Here is a 23161-nt window from a genome sequence, read left to right as displayed (position 1 = left end):
CGGCTCCACGCCCGCTTCGAGCACGCGCGCCCTTTCTGAGCACTCGGCAGGGCTAGACCCCTATTGACCCGGCCCTGAACCCGCTGGCGCCCATCTCCACGTTCACCAGCGAGGGAAGTCCGGATTCAAACGCCCTATCCAGCGCCGGCCGCAGCTCGTCGGGCCGCGTCGCGCGCTCCCCCCACCCGCCCATCTCTGCGACCACCCGGTCGTAGCGGGCGCGGCCGAGCGCGCTCGCCACCGCGCGCTCCTGGCCGAACACCTGTATCTGCAGGCGGCGGATCTGGGTCCAGGCGGCGTCGTTGCCCACGACCGCGACGAACGGGATGCCCTGGCGCACCGCTGCCTCGAACTCCAGCAAGTCCAACCCGGCGGCGCCGTCCCCGAGCAGCAGCACGACCTGCCCGTCGGGCCGGGCGAGGCGCGCGGCCAGGGCGAACCCAGGACCGATCCCCAACGTTCCGAGCGGGCCCGGGTCCATCCAGCCGGCCGGATAGCGCCGCGGCCGTACGATGTAGGATGCCGTCGAGATGAAGTCCCCGCCGTCGCCAACTACCGTGGCGTCATCTCGCAGCCAGCGATTCACCTCAGCGCACAGCCGCAGCGGGTCCACCGGTGTGGCGTCCGACCCCATGCCGGCTTCCATGGCACTACACGCTTCGCACTCGATGGCGCGTAGGCCCTCCAGCCAGCGGGCGCGCGCGTCGCGCTCCAACGGCGCGGCGCCGCACTGCGCGATCTGGTCCAGCACCACGCCCGCATCACCGACGATCCCGACTGCCGGCTCGCGGTTGCGGCCCAACTCCGAGGAGTCGAGGTCCACCTGGATGAGCGCGGCGGAGCCGCTGATCGCCTCGCCGTAGTTCAGCCGGAAGTCCAGCGGGGTTCCGGCGACCAGCACCACATCGGCCTGCTTCAGCGCCTGCCTGCGGGAGTGCGCGTACGCGAGCGGATGCTCCAGAGGAAGCACGCCGCGGGCCATTCCGCTTGCGTAGACAGGCACCTGCGCTGCCTCCGCAAACCGTCGCACCGCTGCGTGATCCGGCGACCAGCGGACCTGGCTGCCGACCAGCAGCGCGGGCCTACCCGCCTCCCGGAGCAGCCGCGCGGCGGTCTCCACGGCGCCGGGGTCGCCCGGGGTCGCAGCCCGCGGCGGCAGCGGCTCGCCGGGTCGCAGCCTGCTGGATCCCATCAGCACGTCGAGCGGGGCCTCCACGTACACCGGCCCGGGCACGCCGGCGATCGCACGCCGGCAGGCGAGCGCGACGATCTCGCCGAGCCGGCTTGTCTCGGGAACCTGGACCGCCCACTTGGTGATGGGCCGAAGGACCGAGATGTGGTCCATCTCCTGGAGGCTGCCCTGACCCTGTGTGGCGATCGGCCCCTGGCCGCCGATCACGACGACCGGGCTCTGGGCGCGCCACGCGTTGGCGATGGCGGTGACCGAGTTGCACACGCCGGGTCCCGCCGTCACCGCGGCAGCGCCGGGCCTGCCGGTCAGTCGCGCCCAGGCGTCGGCCGCGAAGACCGCGGCCTGCTCGTGGCGCACGTCAACAACGCGGATACCCTCGTCCAGGCAGCCGTCGTAGATGTGCATGATGTGGCCGCCGCACAGGGTGAACAGGACCTCGACCCCTGCCCGGCGCAGCGCGGACGCAACGTGCCTGCCGCCGTGGACGCTGGCCCTGCCACTCTGTGGTTCGGTAGCGCCGCTGCCTACGCTGGTCATCCTCGCTCCGCCGGACCGGTTCCCGAAGCCTCTGCCTGCCGGCCTGCCTCCATACCGCGCCCCAGCGCCAGGCGGTTCAACTCCTCGGTTCCAGCGGGGACCCGCTCAAGCACGGCCCGTTCCAGCGCCTCTGTGGGGACCACATGTGTCAGCGCCGCCAGCACGCCCAGGGCCACGATGTTGGCGACGATCTCGCGCCCCAGTTCTTCCCTGGCGATGCGGGTGATGGGCACACGCACGAGACGATAGGGCCCGGAGGGGACCTCACCCACCAGATCCAGGTCAGCCACCAGCAGGCCTCCCTCCTTGAGCCTGCGGCCGTACCGCCGGTGTGCCTCGGAGGTCAGCACCAGCAGTGCGTCCGGGTTGGTGACCTTGGGGTAGTCTATCTCGCCGTCGGCAATCACTACCTCGGCGCGGGTGGCGCCGCCGCGGGACTCCGGCCCGTACGACTGAGTCTGCACGGCGTTGAGCCCGGCCAGCACCGCGGCCTCGGCCAGGATGATCCCGGCCGTGATGAGGCCCTGGCCTCCGGACCCTGCCAGGGTGGCCTCCCAGCGGCTACTGCGCACGTTGATCACCGCCCTCGGCGAGGCGGGCGATCATGTCTCGGTACGATCGGGCATACTCTGGCACCTCTTGGGTCCGGTGGAACTCGCCGATGACCACACGGCCTCGCAGTTCTTCCGGGGTCATCCTGGCGGCCTGCCCTGCCTGCACGGTGCCATCGTGCAACCACTGCATCATCTTGACGGGCTCACCCATCCGGTTGTTCCGCCCGAAGTAGGTCGGGCACGGCGAGAACACCTCCACGAAGGAGAACCCGTCGTGGCTCAGGGCGCGCGTCACGTAGGTGATCGTCTGGTGCACGTGGTAGGCCGTGCTCCGGGCGACGTACGTGGCCCCGGCGGCCTGTACGAGGCGGCACAGGTCGAAATCGCGCTCGAGGTGGCCGAAGGGCGAAGTGGTCGTGCGATAACCCGCCGGTGTCAGCGGTGAGTACTGGCCGCTCGTCATCCCGTAGATTCCGTTGTTGAAGCACACGGTTGTGATCCCGATGTTGCGCCGGGCAGCATGGATCAGGTGGTTGCCGCCGATGGCGGCGAGATCGCCGTCTCCGGCCAGCACCACCACTCGGAGGTCGGGACGGGCCAGCTTGACGCCGGTGGCGAAGGCCAGGGCACGGCCGTGGGTCGTGTGCAGGGCATCCATGTTCATGTAACCCACCGCGCGGGACGAGCAGCCGATACCGGAGACCACGACCGTGCGGTCCTGGTCCACGCCGGCCCGTTCCATTGCCCTGGTGACCGCGCCCAGGACGATTCCGTGGCCGCAGCCGACGCACCAGATGTGCGGCAGGTACTCGCGGCGCAGGAAGCGCATTTCCTCCAACTCTACACCCCCTCCAGCACAGGAAGCAGTTCCTCGGGCCGGATGAGTTCCGAATCCACGCGGTGATACCCGATGACCCTGCACCGGCCGCAGGCGGCCCGCTCCACCTCGCCAACAATCTGGCCGAGGTTCATCTCGGGGACCAGGATGCAGTCCGCTCGCTTGGCGACCGCCTCGATCTCGTGACCGGGGAACGGCCACAGGCATGAGAGGCGCAGCATGCCTACGCGGCGGCCTCGCTCGCGGGCCAGGTGCACGGCCCGTTGGGCCGAACGGGCCACGCATCCGTACGCCACCACAACGACCTGCGCGTCGTCCAGATGCCAGCGTTCAACCATGGTCAACTGCTCCGCCCGGCTCTCCACCTTGCCGGCCAGCCGCCTGACAAGCCGGTCGGCCTCCTCTGGGCTTTCGGTCCAGAAGCCGGTGGAATCACGGTACAGCCCGGTAACCATCACCCTGCGACCTTCCCCGAAGTGTTCCATGGGCGGGATGTCCGGAGGCGCCTGGCCCGCCCTCGGGCGCTGGGCACGCGGGAGGGTTCCAGGATCGGGCAGCACCACCCGCTCGCGCATGTGGCCGGTGATCTCGTCGGTCAGCAGGATCACGGGCACGCGCAGCTCGTCGGCGATCGCGAAGGCCTTCACGGTGAGCATGTACGTCTCCAGGACGGATGAGGGTGAGAGCACAACCACGGGATGATCGCCGTGAGTGCCCCACCGTGATTGCATCACATCACCTTGTGCCGGTGATGTCGGCATCCCGGTGGAGGGGCCCACCCGCTGGACGTTCACCACCACGCAGGGCGTCTCTGTGATGGCCGCGTAGCCCAGGTTCTCCTGCTTGAGTGAGAAGCCGGGTCCCGAGGTGGCCGTCATTGCCCGCATCCCGGCCAGCGACGCGCCGATCACGGCGGCCATGCTGGCTATCTCGTCCTCCATCTGTATGAAGAAACCACCGGAGCGGGGCAGCCGGTCGGCCAGCATCTCGGCGATCTCGGTGGACGGTGTGATCGGGTATCCGGCGAAGAACTGCAGTCCGGCCTCCAGCGCCCCCTCCACGCAGGCTTCGTTACCCTGCATGAGTCGCGGCTGCGACATCGCCTGATGCGACCTCCTTGTCCTCAGTGACCTCGACGGCGAAATCAGGGCACCGCAACACGCAGAGCATGCAGAGTGTGCAGGCCTGAAGATCCACAACCCGGGGAATCCCGCCGTCGCCGGCCGCCAGGACGTCCCGCGGGCAGAAGGCGATGCAGATATCACACCGCTTGCACCAGGCCTCGTTGATTGTGATCGCGCCGGCCCTCTTGTGCGCCATGCGGCTTTCTCCAGTCCGGTTCGTTCGGCTGGCTGCTGGTACCATTCAATGTACGGACCGGGGCAATCCTGCGGCATCGGTGGACGAACGGATTCCTCATAGGATCCCAGGAAGCCAGGGGAGCAGGGCGGCCAGGATAGTGGGAAGCAGGAAGGTGGAGGGCCGCCTCCCGAATTCAGGCGTGAACCGCAGCGGTAGGGAGGTGTTCTGCCGTGCGCCAGAGCCGGCGAAAGTTCCTGAAGACCGCCGCGACCGTGGGAGGCGCGCTCGCACTGCGGGAGTGGCCCGCGCGCCTCTGGGCTTCAGAGTCGGCCCGCGTGGCGCTGGTCAAGACCGACAGCCATCGCGACGGCGTGTTGCGAGCGCTCCGCCTCCTGCCCCCTGTCCAGATGGCAGGCCGGTCGGTCGTCATCAAGCCCAACCTCAACAGCAGCCACGCCTTCCCTGCTTCGACACACGAGGAGACCCTGCGCACGCTCATCGAGATCTGCAAGACCGGCGGTGCTCGCGAGATCACCGTTGCCGACCGCAGCGGCATGGGCGACACGCCCCGGGTGATACGCGAGAAAGGGCTGGACGTAGTGGGCCGCGAGCTCGGGGTGCGGGTCGTGCCCCTGGAGACCCTCCCGCCTTCCGAGTGGCTGGCGCGCTCCCTCCCCCGGGGGCAGTGGCAACGGGGTGTTCTATACCCCGCGTTGTTCGAGCAGGCAGACCTCATCATCTCGACCTGCTGCCTGAAGACCCATCGCTTCGGCGGCCAGTTCACCATGGCGCTGAAGAACACGGTCGGCATGGTGGCGCGAACCGGCCCGGACGGCTATGAATACATGCGCGAACTGCACGGTTCTCCGCGACAGCGATCGCTCATCGCCGAGCTGAACCTGCTCTACCGGCCGGCCATGGTTGTGCTGGATGGAATCCTAGCGTTCGTGGACGCTGGCCCCGAGGCCGGACGGCTGGCGCGGCCCGGGGTGGTGCTTGCCGGCACAGATCGCGTGGCGCTCGACTCCGCGGGCGTCGCGCTGCTGCGGATGCACGGTGTGGGCAGCCCGGTGGCTGACGGGCGCATCTTCGATCAGGAGCAGATCAGGCGCGCGGTCGAGCTGGGGCTGGGCGTGTCCTCGCCGGGCGCGATCGAGTTCGTCACCGACAGCGACGAGGGCCGCGCCGTGATTGCCTCGATCAGGACGGAGCTGGCCCGCGGCTAGAGCACGCCGTCGCCGCGGCAAACCACCCCGCGGCTAGCGCCAGTTCATCACCACGATCTGCGTCGTGGCCGGGAGCTGGTCGCGCGCGACGATCAGCAAGTTACTACCCAGCCGCCGAACGTTCGGCTTCCCTTCCAGGAACGGCCGTTCATCCGTCCCTGGCCATTCGGGCCTGACCGCGGTCCTGTAGTGCATAGGAATAGCCAGGCGGGGATGGATCTGGCCCACGATGTGCGTGGCCTCGCGCGCGCCGATCGTGAAGGGCGCTCCCCCGACCGGAATCATCAGGATGTCCACCCGTCCGATGGCGCGCAATACGCCTTCGCTCAGGAACGGCTGCCCATGATCCCCGAGATGCGCGATTCGGAGCCCGCCCGTTTCCATGACGAAGATGGCGTTCAGGCCGCGCGCCGTCCCGAACTGGTCGTCGTGGAACGAGGGCACCGTGTAGAAAAGCGTCCCTGCGATGCGCTCGTAGATCTTCGCCCATTCCCGCCCGCCATCGGTGAGCCCTCGCAGGATCCTGGGCGCGCCGCCTATCAGGCCCACGTTGTTGTGATCCCTGTGCTCGTGCGTGACCAGCACAACGTCGCCTTCACCCGAGGGAAAGGGGTACCCGATGTCACCGAAGGGATCAATCGCGATGCGGAGCGCGCCGGACGTGACCAGAAAGAACGACTGCCCGAAGTACCGGATCGCAACCGGGGCCTCCTGCGTATCGGCGGCCGGAGATGCCATCAGCACGGTGACCAGTGCCAGGAGCAGCGCCCAACGGACGATCTTCACAATCCCCCACCTCCAGGTCCGATGACCCTGCGTCTCATGACATCGCCTGGGTGTCTTCTTATGTTTGCCCCCGGCGGCTCCATGTCCTCTCCTTACTCAACCGCGCCCGACACAGGAGAATTCCCCGGCCAGCAGGTATGAGTCACGTAGGAATCAGGGAGGCGAAATCGGTAGGCGCCTCAAGGAGGGAACCATGGACGCGCTACAGTTCTTTCTGCGGGAGCACGCGCTCGTGCACCTGCCCGAGGTGGCGGACGGCGAGGGCGGGATGTCCCTCGAGGTGTTCGCGGTGCGAGGGTTGAGCGATGAGCAGCTTCGGGTCAGGCCGCACGGATTCAACTCGATCGCCTGGCTGCTCTGGCACATTACCCGGATCGAGGACGTGACCGTCAACGTCGTCCTGGCAGGTCGCCCGCAGGTGCTGTTCGAAGGCGGCTTCTACCCGCGCCTCAACGTGACGGAGCGGGACGTCGGCACCGGGATGACTTCCGACGAGGTCGGTGAGTTCAGCGACGCGGTGGACCTGCCAGGTCTCCGTCAGTACCGTACCGGCGTAGGCTGGCGGACGCGGGAAGTCGTGGGGGGCCTCACGCCCGAGGCGCTGGACGGCGTGGTGGATCCCCTTAGGGTGGACCAGGCGGCGTCCCTGGGTGCTTTCAGGCCGAACGCGACCAGGCTGGTTGATCTGTGGAAGGGGAAGTCCAGGGCGTGGCTCCTCTACTGGGCCGTCGTCGGGCACAGCCACTTCCACCTGGGGCATGCCAGGTGGGTCAGGAAACTCGTGCACAGGAGCGAGAGATGAACGAATACCTTGCCGCGGTTGACCAGGGCACGACCGGAACACGCTGCATCCTCTTTGACCTGAGCGGGCGCGCGGCCGCCTCAGCCTATCGCGAGCACCGGCAGATCTACCCGCAGCCCGGATGGGTCGAGCACGACGCGCTGGAGATATGGGCGCGCACGCAGGAGGTCGCGCGCGAGGCGATCGCCGCTGCGCCGCGCGGGCGCATCCTGGCGGTGGGCGTCACCAACCAGCGCGAGACCGTGGTTGCATGGGACGCTCGCACCGGCCGTCCTGTCCACAACGCGATCGTCTGGCAGGACACGCGAACAGAGCCCGACTGCCGGGCGCTGATTGCATCCGGGTGGGAAGACGACGTGCGCGCCCGCACCGGGCTGCCCATCAGCACGTACTTCTCGGCGACGAAGATCCGATGGCTGCTGGCGAACGTGCCCGAGGCGCGGGATCTGGCCGCGGCAGGGCATCTCCGCCTCGGCACGATTGACACCTGGGTGATCTGGAACCTGACGGGCGGACCTTCGGGCGGCGCGCACGTGACCGATCCCACCAACGCCTCGCGCACGTTGCTGTGCGGCCTCGACGACTTGAGGTGGGACCCGGTCCTCCTGGAGCGCTTCATGGTCCCCTCCGGCGCGCTGGCCGCGATCCGGCCCTCTGCCGCTGCCGAGCCCTACGGCAGCACGCTTGCCGATGGACCGCTCGGCGAAGCGATTCCGGTGTGCGGAGACCTGGGCGATCAGCAGGCCGCGCTTGTGGGTCAGGCGTGCTTCGCGCCTGGTGAGGCCAAGAACACATACGGGACCGGCTCGTTCCTGCTACAGCACGCGGGCGCGGTCGCGGTGCGCAGCACGCGCGGGCTGCTCGGCACGGCCGCGTACGATCTGGGCGCGGCCCGCGTGGGCGGCCTGGCGCAGAATTCCGGCGATGGACGGGCCTACGCGCTGGAGGGGTCGGTGGCGATCACCGGCGCCGCGGTCCAGTGGCTGCGCGACAACCTGGGCCTGATCTCAAGCGCGGCCGAGACCGAGACGATAGCGGCGCAGGTGCGGGACGCCGGCGGGATCTATTTCGTTCCGGCGTTCTCCGGCCTGTTCGCGCCGCACTGGGACATGAGCGCGCGCGGCGCGGTTGTGGGGTTGACGCGGTTCGTGACGAAGGCGCACCTGGTTCGCGCGACACTGGAGGCGATTTGCTTCCAGAGTCGCGAGGTGCTCGACGCGATGGTTGCCGACAGCAATCACGCGGTGAGCGTGCTGAAGGTGGACGGCGGTGCGACCGGCAACGACCTGCTCATGCAGCTCCAGGCGGACATCCTGGGCGTGCCGGTAGTGCGGCCCGCGGTGCGTGAGACGACGGCGCTAGGCGCGGCCTACGCCGCGGGCCTGGCGTCGAGAGCGTTCAGGTCCACAGAAGAACTGCGCGCCCTGTGGAAGGCAGAGCGCACCTTCGAGCCGGCCTGGGACGAGGACCGCCGCGAGTCGGCGCTGCGCGGGTGGAAGCGCGCCGTGGAGCGCACCAGGGGGTGGATCGAACCGTAGGCGGCGCCCGGCCGCCCTACTGCAGCCTTCAGCCGCCGCCGGTGCTGCACCCCGGCGCCGCCGCCGGGCAGGACGAGCCGATCGCGCCGCCACCGCCGGCCGAGCGGCCGACGCCGAAAGTGGACATCACCTTGCGCGAGTTGCTTTCGCCGCAGGACGGGCACACGATCTCGTCCGCGGCCGTGCTGCTCCAGACGAGCCGCTCAAACCTCTTGCCACAGTTGTTGCACACGTACTCATAGATCGGCATTGCAGAGCAAACCTCCGGGAACCCTCTCGCTTGAGGAGATCAACGCACATTGTCCTATAACCCCGGCGCCGGCCGCAATATGCCCGGCCGGGTCAGGTATCATCCGAACGTCGTGGGGTCGATGCGCTGCACGCCGGGGACCGCGTCGAAATCCAGATCGGCGCTGATGATCTCGCGGATTCCACGCGTGACCATTACGGCCAGATGGATGGCGTCCCGCGGGCTTAGCGCGGCGTGCTGCGCGAGCAGGGCTCTGGCCTGCTCGATGTCGGCCTGCTCGACCGGGAGGATCTTGCCGAGCATGATGCGGTGGAAGCTGTCGAAGACCGCCAGGCCTGCCTGCCGCTGCCCGATTGCCCAGTACCGGTAAAGGATCTCCTGGAACACCTCGACATCGGTGACGGCGTCCAGCGTGCCTTCGGCGGCCGCCCGCACCACCCGCTGACACGGGCCGCGGAGCGAGTGGTCGGTGCCGGCGGCATACATGGGCACGTTGGTATCCAGGAATACGGGGCTCACCGGTTGTCCGCCCCGTGCGCACGCTCGATCTCGTCCTCCATGGTTTCCCAATCGGCGACCGGTGCCCCGACGGCGAACAGTGTCACGGCGGCCTTGAGGCGGGCGGCGCGGTCCTCGCGGATGACCAGTTCAATACCCTGTCGCACCAGTTCGGATACCGGGATGCCGCGGCGGCGTGCCTCCTCGCTCAGCAGCCGGCGTGTGGCATCAGGGAGTCGGACTTCCAAACGTCCTGTGCGGGTTACCATGACCAACCCAGTGTACGGCGAACAATACGGTGACGTACACAAGTACCGTATGATTGTACCCGGCTCCCAGGAGGATTGTCAAGCGCAGTGGTATCCTGGGAACTGAAATGATCCGTATCAGCCGCAAACGATTCGAGCAAATCGTGGCCGACGCCCTGCGCGGCATCCCTCCGGATCTGCGCGGCGCCCTGGACAACATCGAGGTCACGGTGGACGAATGGCCGACCGAGGAGCATCTTGCCGATGCCGGGATGGATCGGGACGATGTTCTGTTCGGTCTCTACCACGGCACGCCGCTTCCCGATCGGAGCCCCATGCTGCCCTACACCCTGCCCGACGTCATCACCATCTTCCAGGGGCCGCTCGAGGAAGCGTGCGATACCGAGGACGAGATCCGCGAGGAGATCCGGCGCACGGTCGTACACGAGATCGCGCACTACTTCGGGTTCGACGAGGAGCGGCTGGCCGAACTGGGCTACGGCTGATCGGATGCGATCCGCCGCGCTACGCGGTAGGCCATCGCCATTATGGCAATCATCGGGTTCACGCCGGGCGCGGAAGGGAAGAGACTCGCGTCGGCCACGAACAGGTTGCGCACGCCGTAGAGCCCTCCTGACGGATCCACGGCCGCGAGGCGCGAATCCGATCCCATCGGCAGGCCGCCCATCAGGTGCGCGCTGAACAGAGCGAGCGCGTTCGGACGGATCCCCTCGCGCCGAACCCCGTCCGCGAACAGGACCGCGGCGCCAGGCTCTTCCCGGCGCACGCGCACGCCCCGGGTGTGCAGGCTTGCGACCTCCTGCGCTCCTGCGGCAAAGTGGATCTTGCCCATCTCTTCTAACCCTTGCAGCATGAGCGCCCGGTCCTGCGCGTTCAGCGCGTAGCGTACCAAGGGATGTCCGTCAGGCGTGAGGCCAACCCTTCCGCTTCCGCTGTCGCGCACGAGCACGATCAGCGCGGCGGTGTGCTCAAGGCGGGCCATCTGGCGCTTGTGGTCTTCGCCGCTGACCCAGGGCAAGGCCATCGCAGACAGCCCGGGATGGCCCGGGGATGCCTCGATCCAGAACCCGTGCATCCCGCGCACCCTTGTGAACTCGGTGCAGGTGGCGGTCTGGGCGGCTCCTGCCCAGATCCTTATCGGATGAGGATAGAGGCCCAGGCAGGCGGTCACCGGATGGAGCCGCAGCCCGCGGCCCACCATCGTGTTGCCGAGCCCGGAGCGCAGCAGCAGCGCCGGCGAGAATATGGCGCCGCCGGCCACCACCACGGTCCTGCAGCGGATAGCGACGCGGTGCTGTTGCCCGGATGCGGGATCGGTCACGACGGCCTCCACCCCGGTCACCTCACCGGAGCGGGCGAGTACGCGCTCCGCGCGGCAGCGGACCAGCACCCGGGCGCCGTGCCCGCAGGCGTCCCTGAGGTACGTGACGAGAGCATCCTGCTTGGCACCGCGCGCGCAGCCGTACACGCACGGCCCGCAGTCATCGCACCCCCGCACGTTCCGCGGAATCGTCTCGAGGCGGTATCCCAATGCCCGGGCGCCGTCCGCGAGGACCTGGTTGTTGGGGTTGTGCCCGCTCTCCAGGGTGTTTACGTTCAGCCGGGCCTCGACGGCGCCCATCGCCTCAAGGAACTCAGGACCGGAGGCGCCGTCAATCCCGTGCTCGCACCCCCACTCCTCGAGCACATCACCGGCAGGCCGCAGGCTCGTGCACCAGTTGACCACTGTGCTGCCGCCCAGGCACGTGGCCGCGAGCAGCCCGAAGGCGTTGTCAGCGGTGCCGAACAGCCCCTTGCCCAGCGAGAGCCGTCGTAGCATCTCGTACTCGTCACCGTTGTAGTCGCCCTGGTCGTAGTACCCGCCGCGCTCTACGATCAGCACCTGCCGGCCTGCCCGGCTCAGCTCGGCCGCGGCCACGCTTCCGCCGGCGCCCGACCCGATGACGCAGACATCGGCCTCCAGGCCGGCGTCTGAGGCCACTTCCAGCGGCGTGATGCGCGGGATCACGCCCGACGCCGCGCCTAGCGCCGTGCCCGGCACCGTGCCCGGCGCCACGGGAGGATGGCCGGGAAACCCGATGGCAGGCCAGTTGGGGTTGGGTTCTCCTGCAGGATGGGAGGCGTAGAACAGAAAGGTGATGACCTGCTTGAGGGCCTGGAAGGCCGCGCGCCGAAGCGGCAGGCGGCTGGTGCCCCACGATCGCAGATAGGCCTCCGCCGCGGACGCGGACATCTCTGCCACGCCCCGCGGTCCGGCGCCCAGCACCAGGTTCGCGGCCCGGCTTCCCATGACCCGCAGGAGCCGCCGAAACTGTGCGCGCAGGTGTTCCGGGGTTTCAGCCAGCCCCTCCTCGATCAGCGCCGGCAAGTCGAGGTCCGATCCGCGACGCGCCAGGAATCCGTGGGGGTCTTCGGCCCGGGCGAGAGCCGGAACCACGGCATCACACAGCGCGCGCAGGGTTCGGCGCTCTGCGTCGGTCAGCATCAATCTGCTCCTGTCAGGCCTGCCACCGGCGCGTCTGCGCCACGGCCGCCGCGTATTCTTCGATCTGTGCCTGCCTTTGTGCCTCGGTCCAGCCGAGCATTGGAGCCATCAGCCGCGATGCCTCCGGGGCCACAGACACACCCTGGTCAGGCGACTCGTGGATGAGGCGGAGCCGGCGGATCAGGCAGTCGCACAGCGTCACAGCCATCTCGTACCTAGTGGCGCGTACCACGCTCTCTGCCAGCGGCGAGACCATCTCGCCGAGTGGCTCGACCGGCACCCTGGCAGTCCGGCATCCCTGTTGCGCCGCTGCGCCGCCGATGGACCTGGCGGAGAGGTCCGCCGCGTCCTGCGCCATCCGCCTGAAGGTCGTGAGCTTGCCTCCTGCGACGGAGATGAGGCCCGGGGGATCCTCGACTACCCGGTAGTCGCGCGGGACGCGATAGGCCGCGAGTCCGGGCCGATCCAGCAGCGGGCGCACACCTGCGAAGGTGCTGAGGACGTCCCCGGGCCCCAGGCCTGCCTCCGGGAACGTGCCCCTGACTGCCTCCAGAAGATAGTCCACATCCTCGGCGGTCGCGCAGGCGGCTTCTGGATCGTCGCCGTAGTCGGTCTCGGTCGTACCGACGACGGTGTGCTTTCCCCACGGCACGAGATAGAGGTTCCGGCGGTCGCGAGGCGAGGAGAAGATGATCGCACGGTGGGTTTCCAGGCGCGGGCGCGGAACCACGATGTGGGAGCCCCTGGTCGGACGCAGGCGCAGGGCACACCGGCCGGCCATCGCCGATATCCTCTCACTCCACGGCCCTGCGGCATTGATGACGGCGCGAGCCCGTACCTCAAAGGTGCGGCCGGTGAGGGCGTCCCGCACCGCGGCCCCGGCGACGCGGCCACCGGTCCTGAGCAGATCAACGACGGGCGCATGGTTGATCGCGGCCGCGCCGTGCCGGTACGCGTCGAGGACCAGCGCCAGCACCAGACGAGCGTCGTCCGCAAGGCAATCCCAGTAGATCGCTCCGCCTGCGAGCCGGTCTGGGGCGACCATCGGCTCCAGGGCGCGGGCACGGCGCGCGGAGACCAGGCGGGCCGGGCCAACGGCCCGGCCCATTGCCAGCCCCTGATAAAGGGCCAGCCCCGCGGCCATCCGCGCCATCGCCAGCGCCGACCCGCATACAGGGAGCATGAACTGATGGGGCGCCACGAGATGCGGAACGGTGCGCCTGAGCACCGCGCGCTCTGACAGCGACTCGGCGACCATCCGGAGATGTCCCTCAGCCAGATAGCGCAGGCCACCGTGCACCATTCGTCCGGTGCGGCCGCTGGTGCCGCTGGCGAAGTCCTCTGCCTCGACGAGCGCCACCCGCAGGCCCCGCAGCGCCGCGTCGCGCGCGCTGCCGGCGCCGGTGATGCCCCCGCCGATCACGAGGAGGTCCCAGGTGCCGCGGGCCACGCGGTCGAGATTCTCGCGGCGCGTGGCGGGCGAGAACCCGTCCCTCGAGGGCTCGTCCCGCGCCACGGTCTCAGGGCACCATCTTGCCCGGATTCATGATGCCGTCGGGATCGAGCGCGGTCTTGATGGCCCGGACCATCTGCAGGCCGTCCTTTCCGTGTTCCTCGTGCATCCAGGCCTGGTGCACCGTTCCGATGCCGTGGTGGTGGCTGAGCGTTCCGCCCCCTGCCATGATCGCGTCGGTCGCCGCGCGCTTGGCAGCCTGCCACTGCTCCATCTCGCGTCCCGGCGCCTGATGGGCCATGAAGGTGAAGTAGAGGGAGGCCCCTGTGGGATACGCGTGCGAGAGATGACAGAGCACGAGGGGCGGGGTGCCGAACGATGTCAGGGCATCGCGCAGAGCGTCCGCGACGCGCGCGTGTAGAGGAAGCAGGCGATCCCATGGGGCGGCGGTCTCCAGCGTGTCCACCATGATGCCGGCATCCAGCAACTCATCCCGCAGGTAGGGAAGCTCGAAGCGCTCCCGGTACCAGGCACGGGCTGGCCCGGATCCCAGAGGAAAGGCGCCGTGCCGCCCCAGCAGGCGGCCCAGTCCGTGCCACGACTGCGACACGACGCGGGCGCTTCCTTCGACCCCGATGATGGCGGCGCACATGCGCCCGGCCGCAAACCCGCGTGTCCGGATCACGCGCATCCCTGCCCACTCCTGAACCTGCGAAGGCCATCCGTGTCTGCGTTCCCTCATCGTCAGGTAGGCCTCGGTCTCGGGCGCATCGGACAGCCGGACGGTTGTGGGGATTGGTCCTTCCTGCAGCATGGCGCGCACCGCGGAGAGACCGTCCGGGAACCCGCGAAAGAGCCAGGCCCGGTAATCCCTCTTTGCGGTCAGCGGGTGCACGCGCAGCGTGGCCTGAGTGATGATCCCGAGCGTGCCCTCGGATCCGGCGAACAGCGCGTTCAGGTCCGGTCCGCTGGCGCTGGCAGGAACCACGCGCGTTGCGATGATCCCGCGCGGGGTGACCACGCGGAGCGCGATGACCATGGCCTCGATCTTGCCGTAGCCGGTCGAGGCGTATCCGGCCGAGCGGGTGGCGATCCAGCCCCCCAGCGTGGAGAACTCGAACGACTGGGGGAAGTGGCCCAGCGTCAGTCCGTGCGCGCTGAGCGAGGCCTCGAGCGCAGGGCCCAGGATGCCTGCCTCGGCCGTGGCCACGAGACCAGCCGGATCCGCGCTGATGAGCCGGCTCATGCCCCGCAGGTCAACGCACAGGACCGGTTGATCGCCGTCCGGTGCCTCAACGCCTCCGACGACGCTGGTCCCGCCTCCAAACGGGATGACTGCAAGCCCCTCGCTGCCAGAGATGCGGAGCAGGGGCACGACTACTTCCTCGGAGGAAGGGAACACCACCGCATCGGGCGGACGCGGCACCTCGCCCTGCCGCAGGCGGATCAGATCCTGATAGCCCCTGCCGCAGGAGTGCGCGATTCGAACGTCTGCGGAGAGAGAGAGGTGCTCGGCGCCCACGGCCGCGGTGAGCGCCTCCAGGGCCCGGGCCGGGATACGGAGCGGCGGGATCCGGATCTGGTCGAGGTTGACCCGGGCCGCCGGGCTTCCTGAGGGGGCGCCTATCTTCGAGAAGAGGAACGGCCAGAACCCGGGACGGTGCTCGAGCGGGTAGGTCTTGGAGGGCTCCCCCCAGCCCCACCACTTCATCGGTTCAGGAGCGGCAGTGTACATACCGCTAGGCGTGTCCGTCGCCGGTGGTTAGAATAGTCCTATGACCTGGATTCTGGATCTGGTGCGCAACGGCCTGCTCCTTCTCTGCAATGCCCTGGCCCGCCTGCCTGGACCGCCGCTGGACTACGTGGTCGTTGAGCTGACGGGCTCATACCCCGAACGCAACCCGACGCCTCGTCCCCTGGCGCAGCGGGTTCTGATGCGCCCTCTGCAGCGCCCGGAGGAGAGCATGGAGGCGCTGCGAGACCGGCTGGAGCGCATCGCCGGGGATGAGCGCGTGCGGGGCATCGTGCTGCGCGTGCGCGACCTGCGTGCAGGGATGGCGACGGTGCAGAGCATCCGGTCGCTCCTGCGGGAGTTCCGGGGCAGGGGCAAGCGGGTTGTCGCCTATCTTCAAGGCGCCGATCTGCCCGAATACTACCTGGCCGCGGCCGCCGACGAGATCTGGATGCCCGAGGCAGGCCACTGGACCGTGCTAGGGCTGCGCACGGAGATCACCTTCTTCCGCGAGGCATTTGATCGGGCAGGGATCCTCCCGGAGTTCGAGCGGATCGCGGAGTACAAGACCGCGGTTGACCCGTTCATGCGGTTCGGTCTCTCGGAGCATCACCGAGAGGTCGTCGAGTCGGTGCTCGACTCGGTGATGGCCGAGTTCGCGGAGGATGTGGCCGCGGCGCGCCGCCTCGATCCGGGCGCCGTGCGCGCGGCCGTGGACCGCGCCCCGCTCTGCGCACACGATGCGTGGACCGCCGGGCTGGTTGATGGAATCTGCTACGAGGACGAACTGCCCGCCCGCCTGGGATCCCCGGCACGCCCCGCGGCCCTGCGCCCGTGGGCGCAGGCCCGCAGGCGCCTGCGCGCGCCGTACCGGTGGCGGTCCCGCACCGCGGTGATCGGCGTCGTTGAGTTGATCGGCACGATAACAACCGGAGAGAGCCGCGATCTGCCGCTTCCCCTCCCGTTCCTGGGAGGAAGATTCGCGGGCTCCGAGACCGTGGCCCGCGCCTTCAGGGCAGCGGAGCGCGACCCACGCGTGCGCGCCGTCGTCTTCCACGTGGACTCGCGCGGCGGATCCGCGCTGGCCAGCGATCTGATCTGGCGCGAGGTTGAGCGCATCAAGGCCAGCAAGCCCGTGGTCGCGTTCATGGGCAACGTGGCCGGCTCGGGCGGCTACTATGTCTCCTGCGGCGCCAGCAGGATCGTCGCCCAGCCCGCGACCGTCACCGGCTCGATTGGCGTGATCAACGGCAAGCTGACGGTTCGGGGTCTGTTTGGCCGGTTAGGACTCAACCGGGAGGTCGTGGCGCGGGGCGAGGCGGCCACGATGCCCTCGGGCTTCGAGCCGTTTACCCCGACGCAGCTCGACCGGATACGCCACGAGATCCAGGCGGTGTACCGGCGCTTCGTGGGTAAGGCGGCCCGAGGCCGCGCAAAGACCGAGGCCGAGATCGAAGCCATCGCCCGCGGCCGCGTATGGACCGGCCGCCAGGCGGTGGAGCATGGGCTCGTGGATGAGATTGGGGACTTCCCTTTGGCGGTGCGCCGGGCACGGGAGTTGGCCGGGATCCCCGACGCAGTAGGTTCGATAACGGTCACGATCCGGCCCCCGCACGCGGCGGCCGTTCCCGCGGCATCCAATGGCCCTGCGGCGTCAACCGGATTCGCAGCGGTGGCGGAGGCGGTCGAGGCCTTCAGGATCGCGGCCGGGCTCGCCGAGGAAGGAGCGCTGCTCCTGATGCCTCAGGACCAGGAGCTACTGCGCTCGTGACGCTGCGGCAGAGCCCGCTCCGCGTGCGCGTGCTGCGCAGCGGCAGCTCCGGCAACGCGATCCTGGTCGAGGCAGGGCCGACACGCTTCTTGATTGACGCGGGGCTGACCGCCGAAGCGGTTCTCCGGGAGATCGGGCAAGATGGCCAGGCGCCGTGCCTGGACGCGATCCTTCTGACCCACGAGCACGACGATCACGCCAGTGGAGCGGCGGCAGTAGGCCGCGCAACAGGCGCCGTGGTGCTGGCCAACGAGCCGACCCTCAGGGCAGCGGGCTCGTTGCTTGCCGGCGTCCGCGTGGAGTTGTTCAAGCCGGGGAGGACGTTTGCACTGGGGTCCGTTGAGGTGACGCCGTTCCCGCTTCCCCATGACGCCGCGGAGCCCGTGGGGTTCGTGCTCTGCGTGGATGGTGTGCGCGCGGCCATCGCCACTGATCTGGGTGAGGTCACCGATGAGTTGCTCACGCGCGCCCGCGGCGCCGACCTGTTCGTCCTGGAGGCCAACTACGACCTGGGGCTCATGGCGGTCTCGTCTTACCCGTGGTTCCTCAAGAACCGCATCGTCAGCGCGAAAGGGCACCTGTCCAATGACGGCGCGGCTCGCGCGGCAGTAGCCGCGCTCAACGGCAGGCCGCAGACCATCTGCCTGGTCCACCTGAGCGAGGCCAACAACCTCGCGCCGCTGGCGCGCGATACCGTCAGGGCCGCGCTGGACGCCGCAGGGGCGCGCGGCGTGCGGGTTGAGGCAGTCCGTCCCAACAGCGCCGGGCCGTGGTGGACCGCTCCGCCTGCGCCGGGCAATCCATGAAGGTTGACGGCCGACTGTTTCACGGCGAGACCGCAGGGCTGCGCCGCCACGCCGTGGCGATATTGGGAGCGGCGGTGTCCGCCGCCGATCCCGCGGCAGCCGTGTTCCGCGCGGTGCGAAGGGATGCTGAGCGCCTGATAGTCTGTGGCGAGCCCTTCGATCTTGATCCAGACGGCCGCATCTTCGTGGTGGGCGCGGGCAAGGCCTCGGCGCGGATGGCCTCGGCGCTGGAAGCCGTGCTGGGCGACCGCATCGCCGGTGGAGCCGTCACGACAAAACACGGATACCTTGAACCGCTCCGGAGGATCGCGCTCACCGAGGCCGGCCACCCCTTACCCGATGTGGCCGGGCTTAGGGGAGCCGGCCGGATTGCTGGTATCGCGGAAGCCGCCGATCGGGGCGACCTGGTCTTCGTGCTGATCTCCGGCGGGGGTTCGGCCCTGCTGCCGATGCCTGCCCAGGGCATATCGCTGGAAGAGAAGGTCGCCACGACCGACCTGCTGCTGCGCTCCGGCGCCACGATCACCGAGGTGAACGCCGTCCGCAAGCACCTCTCCGGTCTGAAGGGCGGATGGCTGGCCCGCCGTGCCGCGCCCGCAAAGGTTGTTACGCTCGTTCTTTCCGATGTCCTCGGCAACCCCCTCGACGCCATCGCCTCGGGCCCGACCGTGCCTGATCCGACAACCTTTGGCGACGCGCTGGCGGTGTTGGACCGACACGGGCTGCGTGGCCAGCTGCCTGCCGCAGTCCGACGGCATCTGGAGCGCGGCGCGGCAGGTGATATCCCGGAGACTCCCAAGCCGGGTGACCCGGCCTTTGCAGGGGCGAGGACCGTGGTGGTCGGCGACATCACCCTGGCCGCGGCCGCGGCGGTTGAGCAGGCCAGGGCGTTGGGCTATCATGTTGATTTGCGCGCGACCGACACCGAAGGTGAAGCGCGCGAGGTGGGGGCGCGGTTCGGCGCGCAGGTGCGCGACGAGCGGGCCGCAGGGAAGTCGCGGCCAGGGCCGGTATGCCTGATCATGGGCGGCGAGACCACGGTGACGGTGCGAGGCACGGGCCGTGGAGGTCGCAACCAGGAACTGGCGCTGGCATCCGTCGAGATCATCGCCGGCATCCCGCAGACGCTGGTGGCCGCGTTCGGGACCGACGGGACCGACGGGCCCACCGATGCCGCGGGCGCGGTGGCCGATGGTACAACGCTGGCGCGGGCCCGCGCCATGGGGCTCGACCCGGTCGCGGCTCTGGCCAACAACGACGCCTATGCGTTCTTTGACGCGTTGGGCGATCTGATCATCAGTGGACCGACGAACACGAATGTCAACGACCTGTGGTTGGGGCTGATCGGGCCTGCGCAGGGGACAAAGTGAGGGCAGGCCATCCATGAAGGTTCTGTTCTGCGTGTCAGAGGCGGTGCCGTACGCGAAGACCGGAGGGCTCGCGGACGTGGCCGGGGCCCTGCCCGCGGCGCTGCGCCGCAAGGGCCTGGACGTGCGGGTGGTGATGCCGCGCTACCGCGGCGTAGACCGCAACGGGCTCGAGCCGGTGCAGCAGGTATACAGCGTCATCGGCGGGACCGCGATCGAGGGCGCTGTCTGGACGGGCACTCCCTCCGACGGCGTGCCGCACTACTTCCTGGAACAGCCCTCCCTCTATGACCGCGCCGGCCTCTACGGCGAAGTGGGGCGGGACTACGAGGACAACCTGGTGCGGTTTGCCTTCTTCTGCCAGTCCGCGCTGGGGCTGATGCACAACACCTGGAAGCCGGACCTGGTGCATTGCCACGACTGGCACGCGGCGCTTATCCCTGCCTACCTACGGGCACACCGCAACCCTCTTCCGACCCTGTTTACAGTGCACAACTTGGCCCACCAGGGGATCTTTCCACGCGAGCAGTTTCCGCTGGTCTGCCTGCCGCCGGAGACCTTCTCGCCGGACGGCCTGGAGTTCTACGGGAATGTCAACATCATGAAGGCGGGCCTGGTGTACTCGCACGCCCTGAGCACGGTGAGCGAGACCTACGCCCGGGAGATCCAGACCGAGGAGTTTGGAATGGGGCTGGACGGGCTGCTCCGTGCGCGTTCGGCCGACCTGTTCGGGATACTGAACGGCGTGGACTACGCGCAGTGGGATCCGGGCGTGGATCCGCACATCCCGGCCCGGTATCACGCCGGCGACCTCACCGGGAAGGCCCGATGCAAGGCGGCGCTTCAACAGGAGATGGGGCTGCCGGTCCAGCCCTACGCGCCCCTGATCGGAACCGTTGCCCGGCTGGCTCCCCAGAAGGGGTTCGACCTAGTGGCCGCCGCGCTGGATGCGATCCTCGCGACCGGCGCGCAGGTGGTCATCCTCGGCACCGGCGAGCCCGCCTTCGAGGAAGCGTTCCGGGCCGCGTCCGCCAGGTTCCCCCAGCAGTTGCGAGCCATCATAGGGTTCGATGAGGGGCTCGCGCATAGGATCGAGGCAGGCGCCGACATCTTCCTGATGCCCTCACGCTTCGAGCCCTCCGGCCTCAACCAGCTCTACAGTCTTCGGTACGGCACGCCCCCTGTGGTGCGTCGCACCGGCGGGCTGGCGGACAGCATTGTGGACGCCATGCCCGAGAACCTGCACCTGGGGCGCGCCAACGGGTTCGTCTTTGACGACTACACCCCGGAGGCGCTGGTGGAGGCAATCGAACGTGCCGTCGCCGCCTATCGCGACCCGGGCGTTTGGTGGCCGCTGCAGCAGGTTGGGATGCGGGCGGACTTCTCGTGGGACAGCGTTGCCGGACGGTATCTCGATCTGTACGAGGCCACCGTCCGGCGGGCCGCGGAGCGCCCGTTCTGAGCCAGCACATCTTCCAAGCGAGGTGAACGGTCTTGCCTGAACTGCGCACCGACCCGATCTCCGGCCGCTGGGTGATCATCGCCACCGAGCGGGCGGCGCGGCCTACCGATTTCTCGACGCCGCCGGTGGAGGTAAACGACCTGGAGCGCTGTCCGTTCTGTTCAGGGCGTGAGGACCGGACGCCGCCCGAGGTCTTTGCAATAAGAGACCCCGGCACGGCACGCAACACGCCCGGATGGCAGGTGCGGGTCGTCTCCAACAAGTTCCCGGCCCTGCGCATAGAGGGCGACACCGCGCGCAGCAGCGCCGGCATGTTCACGCGAATGGACGGGGTTGGCGCGCACGAGGTCATCATCGAGACGACCGACCACCACACCCACCTCGGCCTGATGCCGGTCCGTGAGGTGGCCAACGTGGTCAGGGCCTACCTGCACCGGTACCGCGACCTGGACGGCGATGAACGGTTCGAGTACGCGCTGCTCTTCCGCAACCACGGCCGCACCGCGGGCGCATCGCTGTCCCACCCGCACTCGCAGCTCATCGCCCTGCCGGTCATCCCCAAGCGCGCGGCCGAGGAGCTGGAGGTGGCGGAGCGGTACTTCGGTCGTAACGCTGTTTGCGTCTTCTGTCGCCTGATCGAGCAGGAACTGGCGTCCCGCGAACGGGTGATCTTCGAGAACGAACGGTTCGTGGCGCTGCAGCCCTACGCGGCCCGCTTCCCCTTCGAGACGTGGCTGATGCCCAAGGAGCACCGGGCCTCGTTCGGGGGGCTGAGCGAGGGCGACGTACTGCCGTTCGCTGATGCACTCCGAAAGACGCTGCGCGCCCTTCACTCGTGCCTGAACAACCCACCGTACAACTTCATCGTGCACACCGCGCCCTACACCGACCAAGCCGGGCACTTCTACCACTGGCACCTTGAGATCATGCCGCGGCTGACCCAGGTCGCCGGGTTCGAGTGGGGGTCGGGGTTCTACATCAACCCGGTGGTGCCCGAGCAGGGCGCGCGGTTCCTGCGCGAGTGCGCCATGAAGCCGGGCGCCGAGGTGTTGGCGCCGGGCGGGGAGAATGAATAGTGTCGGGATAGACCACGGCGACGCACCGCCGCACATTCCTGAAGGAGGCAGCGATGAGCACAACTCCCGGCGAGCGTATCCTCCTTGGTCCCGGGCCGAGCCTGCTACCCCCGGAGGTGACCGAGGCGCTTGCGCAGCCACTGCTTGGACACCTGGATCCCGACATGCTCGTCATTCTCGACGAGACCGTCGGGCTGTTGCGCCGCGTGTTCCAGACCGAGAACGAGCTGGCGCTGCCGATCTCGGGCACAGGCACCGCCGGGATGGAAGCGGCGCTGCTGCACATGGTGAAGCCGGGCGAGGGGCTGGCCGTCTGCACCGCCGGGTTCTTCGCCGATCGCATCGTCGAGATCGCGACCCGGATCGGCGCCGAGGTGGTCAGGGTCGAAGCGCCCTGGGGCCGTCCGGTGAGCGCGGCCGATCTCGAGCGCGCGGTGGCGTCGCCTCCCGGGGGCCGAGGGATAGCCTGCGTGGCCGTGGTGCACGTCGAGACCTCAACCGGGGTGCTGCAGCCCCTGACCGATCTGGCCCGCGTGGCGCACGAGCACGGTGCGACGTTCCTGGTGGACGCGGTCGCCTCGCTGGCCGGAGCCGAACTGCCGGTGGACGGATGGGGCATTGACGCTTGCTACAGCGGATCCCAGAAGTGCCTGAGCGCGCCTCCTGGAATGGCGCCGCTGACGGTGCACGCACGCACACGCGGCCGGAGCGCGCCCGCCGCCTTCTACCTGGATCTCGAGGGCCTGTGGAAGTACTGGGGACCCGCGCACGCATATCACCACACCGTGCCTGTTCAGCAGATCTACGCGATGCGCGCGGCGCTGCGGCTCGTCGTGGAGGAGGGAATGGAGGCCCGGGTGGCGCGCCACTGGCGCAACACCCGCGCCCTTTGGGCCGGGCTTCAGGCCATGGGCCTGGGGCTGCTGGCCTCCGAGCCCGACCGGTCGCCCACGATCACGACCGTTACCATACCCGAAGGCGTGGACGATGCTAGGGTGCGCACGCGCCTGCTGCGGGAGTACGGGATCGAGATAGCCGGCGGGCTGGGACCGCTGCGGGGCAAGATCTGGAGGATCGGCCTGATGGGACACTCGAGCCAGCCGCGCTGGGTCCTGCTGCTTCTCGGCGCGCTGGAGGCGGTCCTATCAGCCGAGGGAGTCCGGCTGCCGAAGGGAGCCGCTTCTGCTGAGGCAGCGGCATTCCTGTGAGATAGCGAC

General features: G+C 68.9%; 22 protein-coding genes. 10 read left to right on the top strand and 12 right to left on the bottom strand.

The window, feature by feature from the left end:
- Positions 1-52: 52 nt before the first annotated feature.
- Genes FJX73_04550 through FJX73_04530 form a run of 5 tightly spaced genes read right to left on the bottom strand, consistent with a single transcriptional unit; the run spans position 53 to position 4441 of the window.
- Positions 53-1729 carry an acetolactate synthase gene (locus FJX73_04550; protein ID MBM3470048.1) on the bottom strand — a complete coding sequence of 559 codons (1677 nt, stop codon included), beginning with the start codon at positions 1727-1729 and terminating at the stop codon, positions 53-55.
- Positions 1726-2301, bottom strand: a complete 576-nt coding sequence (locus FJX73_04545) for a 2-oxoacid:ferredoxin oxidoreductase subunit gamma (GenBank protein ID MBM3470047.1) — start codon at positions 2299-2301, stop codon at positions 1726-1728. Before FJX73_04545 ends, FJX73_04550 begins: the two co-directional genes overlap by 4 nt.
- The gene (locus FJX73_04540) at positions 2291-3112 is read right to left on the bottom strand and encodes a 2-oxoacid:ferredoxin oxidoreductase subunit beta (protein ID MBM3470046.1); all 822 of its coding nucleotides are present in this window, start codon (positions 3110-3112) and stop codon (positions 2291-2293) included. The genes FJX73_04545 and FJX73_04540 overlap by 11 nt, the downstream gene beginning before the upstream one ends.
- 11 nt (positions 3113-3123) lie before the next feature.
- Positions 3124-4221: a 2-oxoacid:acceptor oxidoreductase subunit alpha gene (locus FJX73_04535; protein ID MBM3470045.1), complete on the bottom strand. Its 1098-nt coding sequence runs from the start codon at positions 4219-4221 to the stop codon at positions 3124-3126.
- Positions 4193-4441, bottom strand: coding sequence for a 4Fe-4S dicluster domain-containing protein (locus FJX73_04530; protein ID MBM3470044.1), 249 nt, complete (start codon positions 4439-4441; stop codon positions 4193-4195). Before FJX73_04530 ends, FJX73_04535 begins: the two co-directional genes overlap by 29 nt.
- A 212-nt stretch (positions 4442-4653) precedes the next feature.
- On the opposite strand from FJX73_04530, the gene FJX73_04525 reads away from it, so the two are divergent.
- On the top strand, positions 4654-5649 hold the full coding sequence (locus FJX73_04525; protein ID MBM3470043.1) for a DUF362 domain-containing protein: 996 nt from the start codon (positions 4654-4656) through the stop codon (positions 5647-5649).
- A gap of 33 nt (positions 5650-5682) precedes the next feature.
- Here the strand turns inward: FJX73_04525 and FJX73_04520 are convergent, their stop codons facing one another.
- Positions 5683-6435 carry an MBL fold metallo-hydrolase gene (locus FJX73_04520; GenBank protein ID MBM3470042.1) on the bottom strand — a complete coding sequence of 251 codons (753 nt, stop codon included), beginning with the start codon at positions 6433-6435 and terminating at the stop codon, positions 5683-5685.
- 193 nt (positions 6436-6628) lie between these two features.
- Here FJX73_04520 and FJX73_04515 point away from each other — a divergent pair, with 193 nt between their 5' ends.
- Positions 6629-7237 carry a DinB family protein gene (locus FJX73_04515; protein ID MBM3470041.1) on the top strand — a complete coding sequence of 203 codons (609 nt, stop codon included), beginning with the start codon at positions 6629-6631 and terminating at the stop codon, positions 7235-7237.
- Positions 7234-8775: a glycerol kinase GlpK gene (gene glpK, locus FJX73_04510; GenBank protein MBM3470040.1), complete on the top strand. Its 1542-nt coding sequence runs from the start codon at positions 7234-7236 to the stop codon at positions 8773-8775. The genes FJX73_04515 and glpK overlap by 4 nt, the downstream gene beginning before the upstream one ends.
- Before the next feature lie 28 nt (positions 8776-8803).
- Here the strand turns inward: glpK and FJX73_04505 are convergent, their stop codons facing one another.
- From FJX73_04505 to FJX73_04495, 3 genes are all read right to left on the bottom strand, one after another.
- Complete coding sequence (locus FJX73_04505; GenBank protein MBM3470039.1) at positions 8804-9025, bottom strand: zinc ribbon domain-containing protein; 222 nt, start codon at positions 9023-9025, stop codon at positions 8804-8806.
- 99 nt (positions 9026-9124) lie between these two features.
- On the bottom strand, positions 9125-9544 hold the full coding sequence (locus FJX73_04500) for a type II toxin-antitoxin system VapC family toxin (GenBank protein MBM3470038.1): 420 nt from the start codon (positions 9542-9544) through the stop codon (positions 9125-9127).
- Positions 9541-9792, bottom strand: coding sequence for a ribbon-helix-helix protein, CopG family (locus FJX73_04495; GenBank protein MBM3470037.1), 252 nt, complete (start codon positions 9790-9792; stop codon positions 9541-9543). Before FJX73_04495 ends, FJX73_04500 begins: the two co-directional genes overlap by 4 nt.
- Positions 9793-9899: 107 nt before the next feature.
- Between FJX73_04495 and FJX73_04490 the strand changes: the two genes are divergently transcribed.
- Complete coding sequence (locus FJX73_04490; GenBank protein ID MBM3470036.1) at positions 9900-10277, top strand: metallopeptidase family protein; 378 nt, start codon at positions 9900-9902, stop codon at positions 10275-10277.
- On the opposite strand, the gene FJX73_04485 is transcribed toward FJX73_04490, so the two are convergent.
- The 3 genes from FJX73_04485 to FJX73_04475 are packed head-to-tail and all read right to left on the bottom strand — an operon-like array spanning position 10268 to position 15465.
- Positions 10268-12277, bottom strand: a complete 2010-nt coding sequence (locus tag FJX73_04485; GenBank protein ID MBM3470035.1) for an FAD-dependent oxidoreductase — start codon at positions 12275-12277, stop codon at positions 10268-10270. The genes FJX73_04490 and FJX73_04485 overlap by 10 nt on opposite strands.
- Before the next feature lie 13 nt (positions 12278-12290).
- Complete coding sequence (locus tag FJX73_04480) at positions 12291-13793, bottom strand: glycerol-3-phosphate dehydrogenase/oxidase (protein MBM3470034.1); 1503 nt, start codon at positions 13791-13793, stop codon at positions 12291-12293.
- 4 nt (positions 13794-13797) lie between these two features.
- On the bottom strand, positions 13798-15465 hold the full coding sequence (locus tag FJX73_04475; protein ID MBM3470033.1) for an FAD-binding oxidoreductase: 1668 nt from the start codon (positions 15463-15465) through the stop codon (positions 13798-13800).
- A gap of 40 nt (positions 15466-15505) precedes the next feature.
- Between FJX73_04475 and sppA the strand changes: the two genes are divergently transcribed.
- Genes sppA through FJX73_04445 form a run of 6 tightly spaced genes read left to right on the top strand, consistent with a single transcriptional unit; the run spans position 15506 to position 23152 of the window.
- Positions 15506-17233: a signal peptide peptidase SppA gene (sppA, locus tag FJX73_04470; protein ID MBM3470032.1), complete on the top strand. Its 1728-nt coding sequence runs from the start codon at positions 15506-15508 to the stop codon at positions 17231-17233.
- Complete coding sequence (locus tag FJX73_04465) at positions 17098-18039, top strand: MBL fold metallo-hydrolase (GenBank protein ID MBM3470031.1); 942 nt, start codon at positions 17098-17100, stop codon at positions 18037-18039. Before sppA ends, FJX73_04465 begins: the two co-directional genes overlap by 136 nt.
- A complete protein-coding gene (locus tag FJX73_04460; GenBank protein ID MBM3470030.1) occupies positions 18036-19409 on the top strand; it encodes a glycerate kinase in 1374 nt (457 codons plus the stop codon). Before FJX73_04465 ends, FJX73_04460 begins: the two co-directional genes overlap by 4 nt.
- A 13-nt stretch (positions 19410-19422) precedes the next feature.
- Positions 19423-20868 (top strand): glycogen synthase GlgA, encoded by a 1446-nt coding sequence (glgA, locus tag FJX73_04455; protein ID MBM3470029.1) that lies wholly within the window; start codon positions 19423-19425, stop codon positions 20866-20868.
- 32 nt (positions 20869-20900) lie between these two features.
- On the top strand, positions 20901-21944 hold the full coding sequence (galT, locus tag FJX73_04450) for a galactose-1-phosphate uridylyltransferase (GenBank protein MBM3470028.1): 1044 nt from the start codon (positions 20901-20903) through the stop codon (positions 21942-21944).
- 53 nt (positions 21945-21997) lie between these two features.
- Positions 21998-23152 carry an alanine--glyoxylate aminotransferase family protein gene (locus FJX73_04445; GenBank protein MBM3470027.1) on the top strand — a complete coding sequence of 385 codons (1155 nt, stop codon included), beginning with the start codon at positions 21998-22000 and terminating at the stop codon, positions 23150-23152.
- The last annotated feature ends 9 nt before the right edge of the window (positions 23153-23161 follow it).

Source organism: Armatimonadota bacterium (assembly GCA_016869025.1).
Lineage (GTDB): Bacteria > Sysuimicrobiota > Sysuimicrobiia > Sysuimicrobiales > Humicultoraceae > VGFA01.
This window is presented reverse-complemented; position numbering and strand designations above follow the sequence as displayed.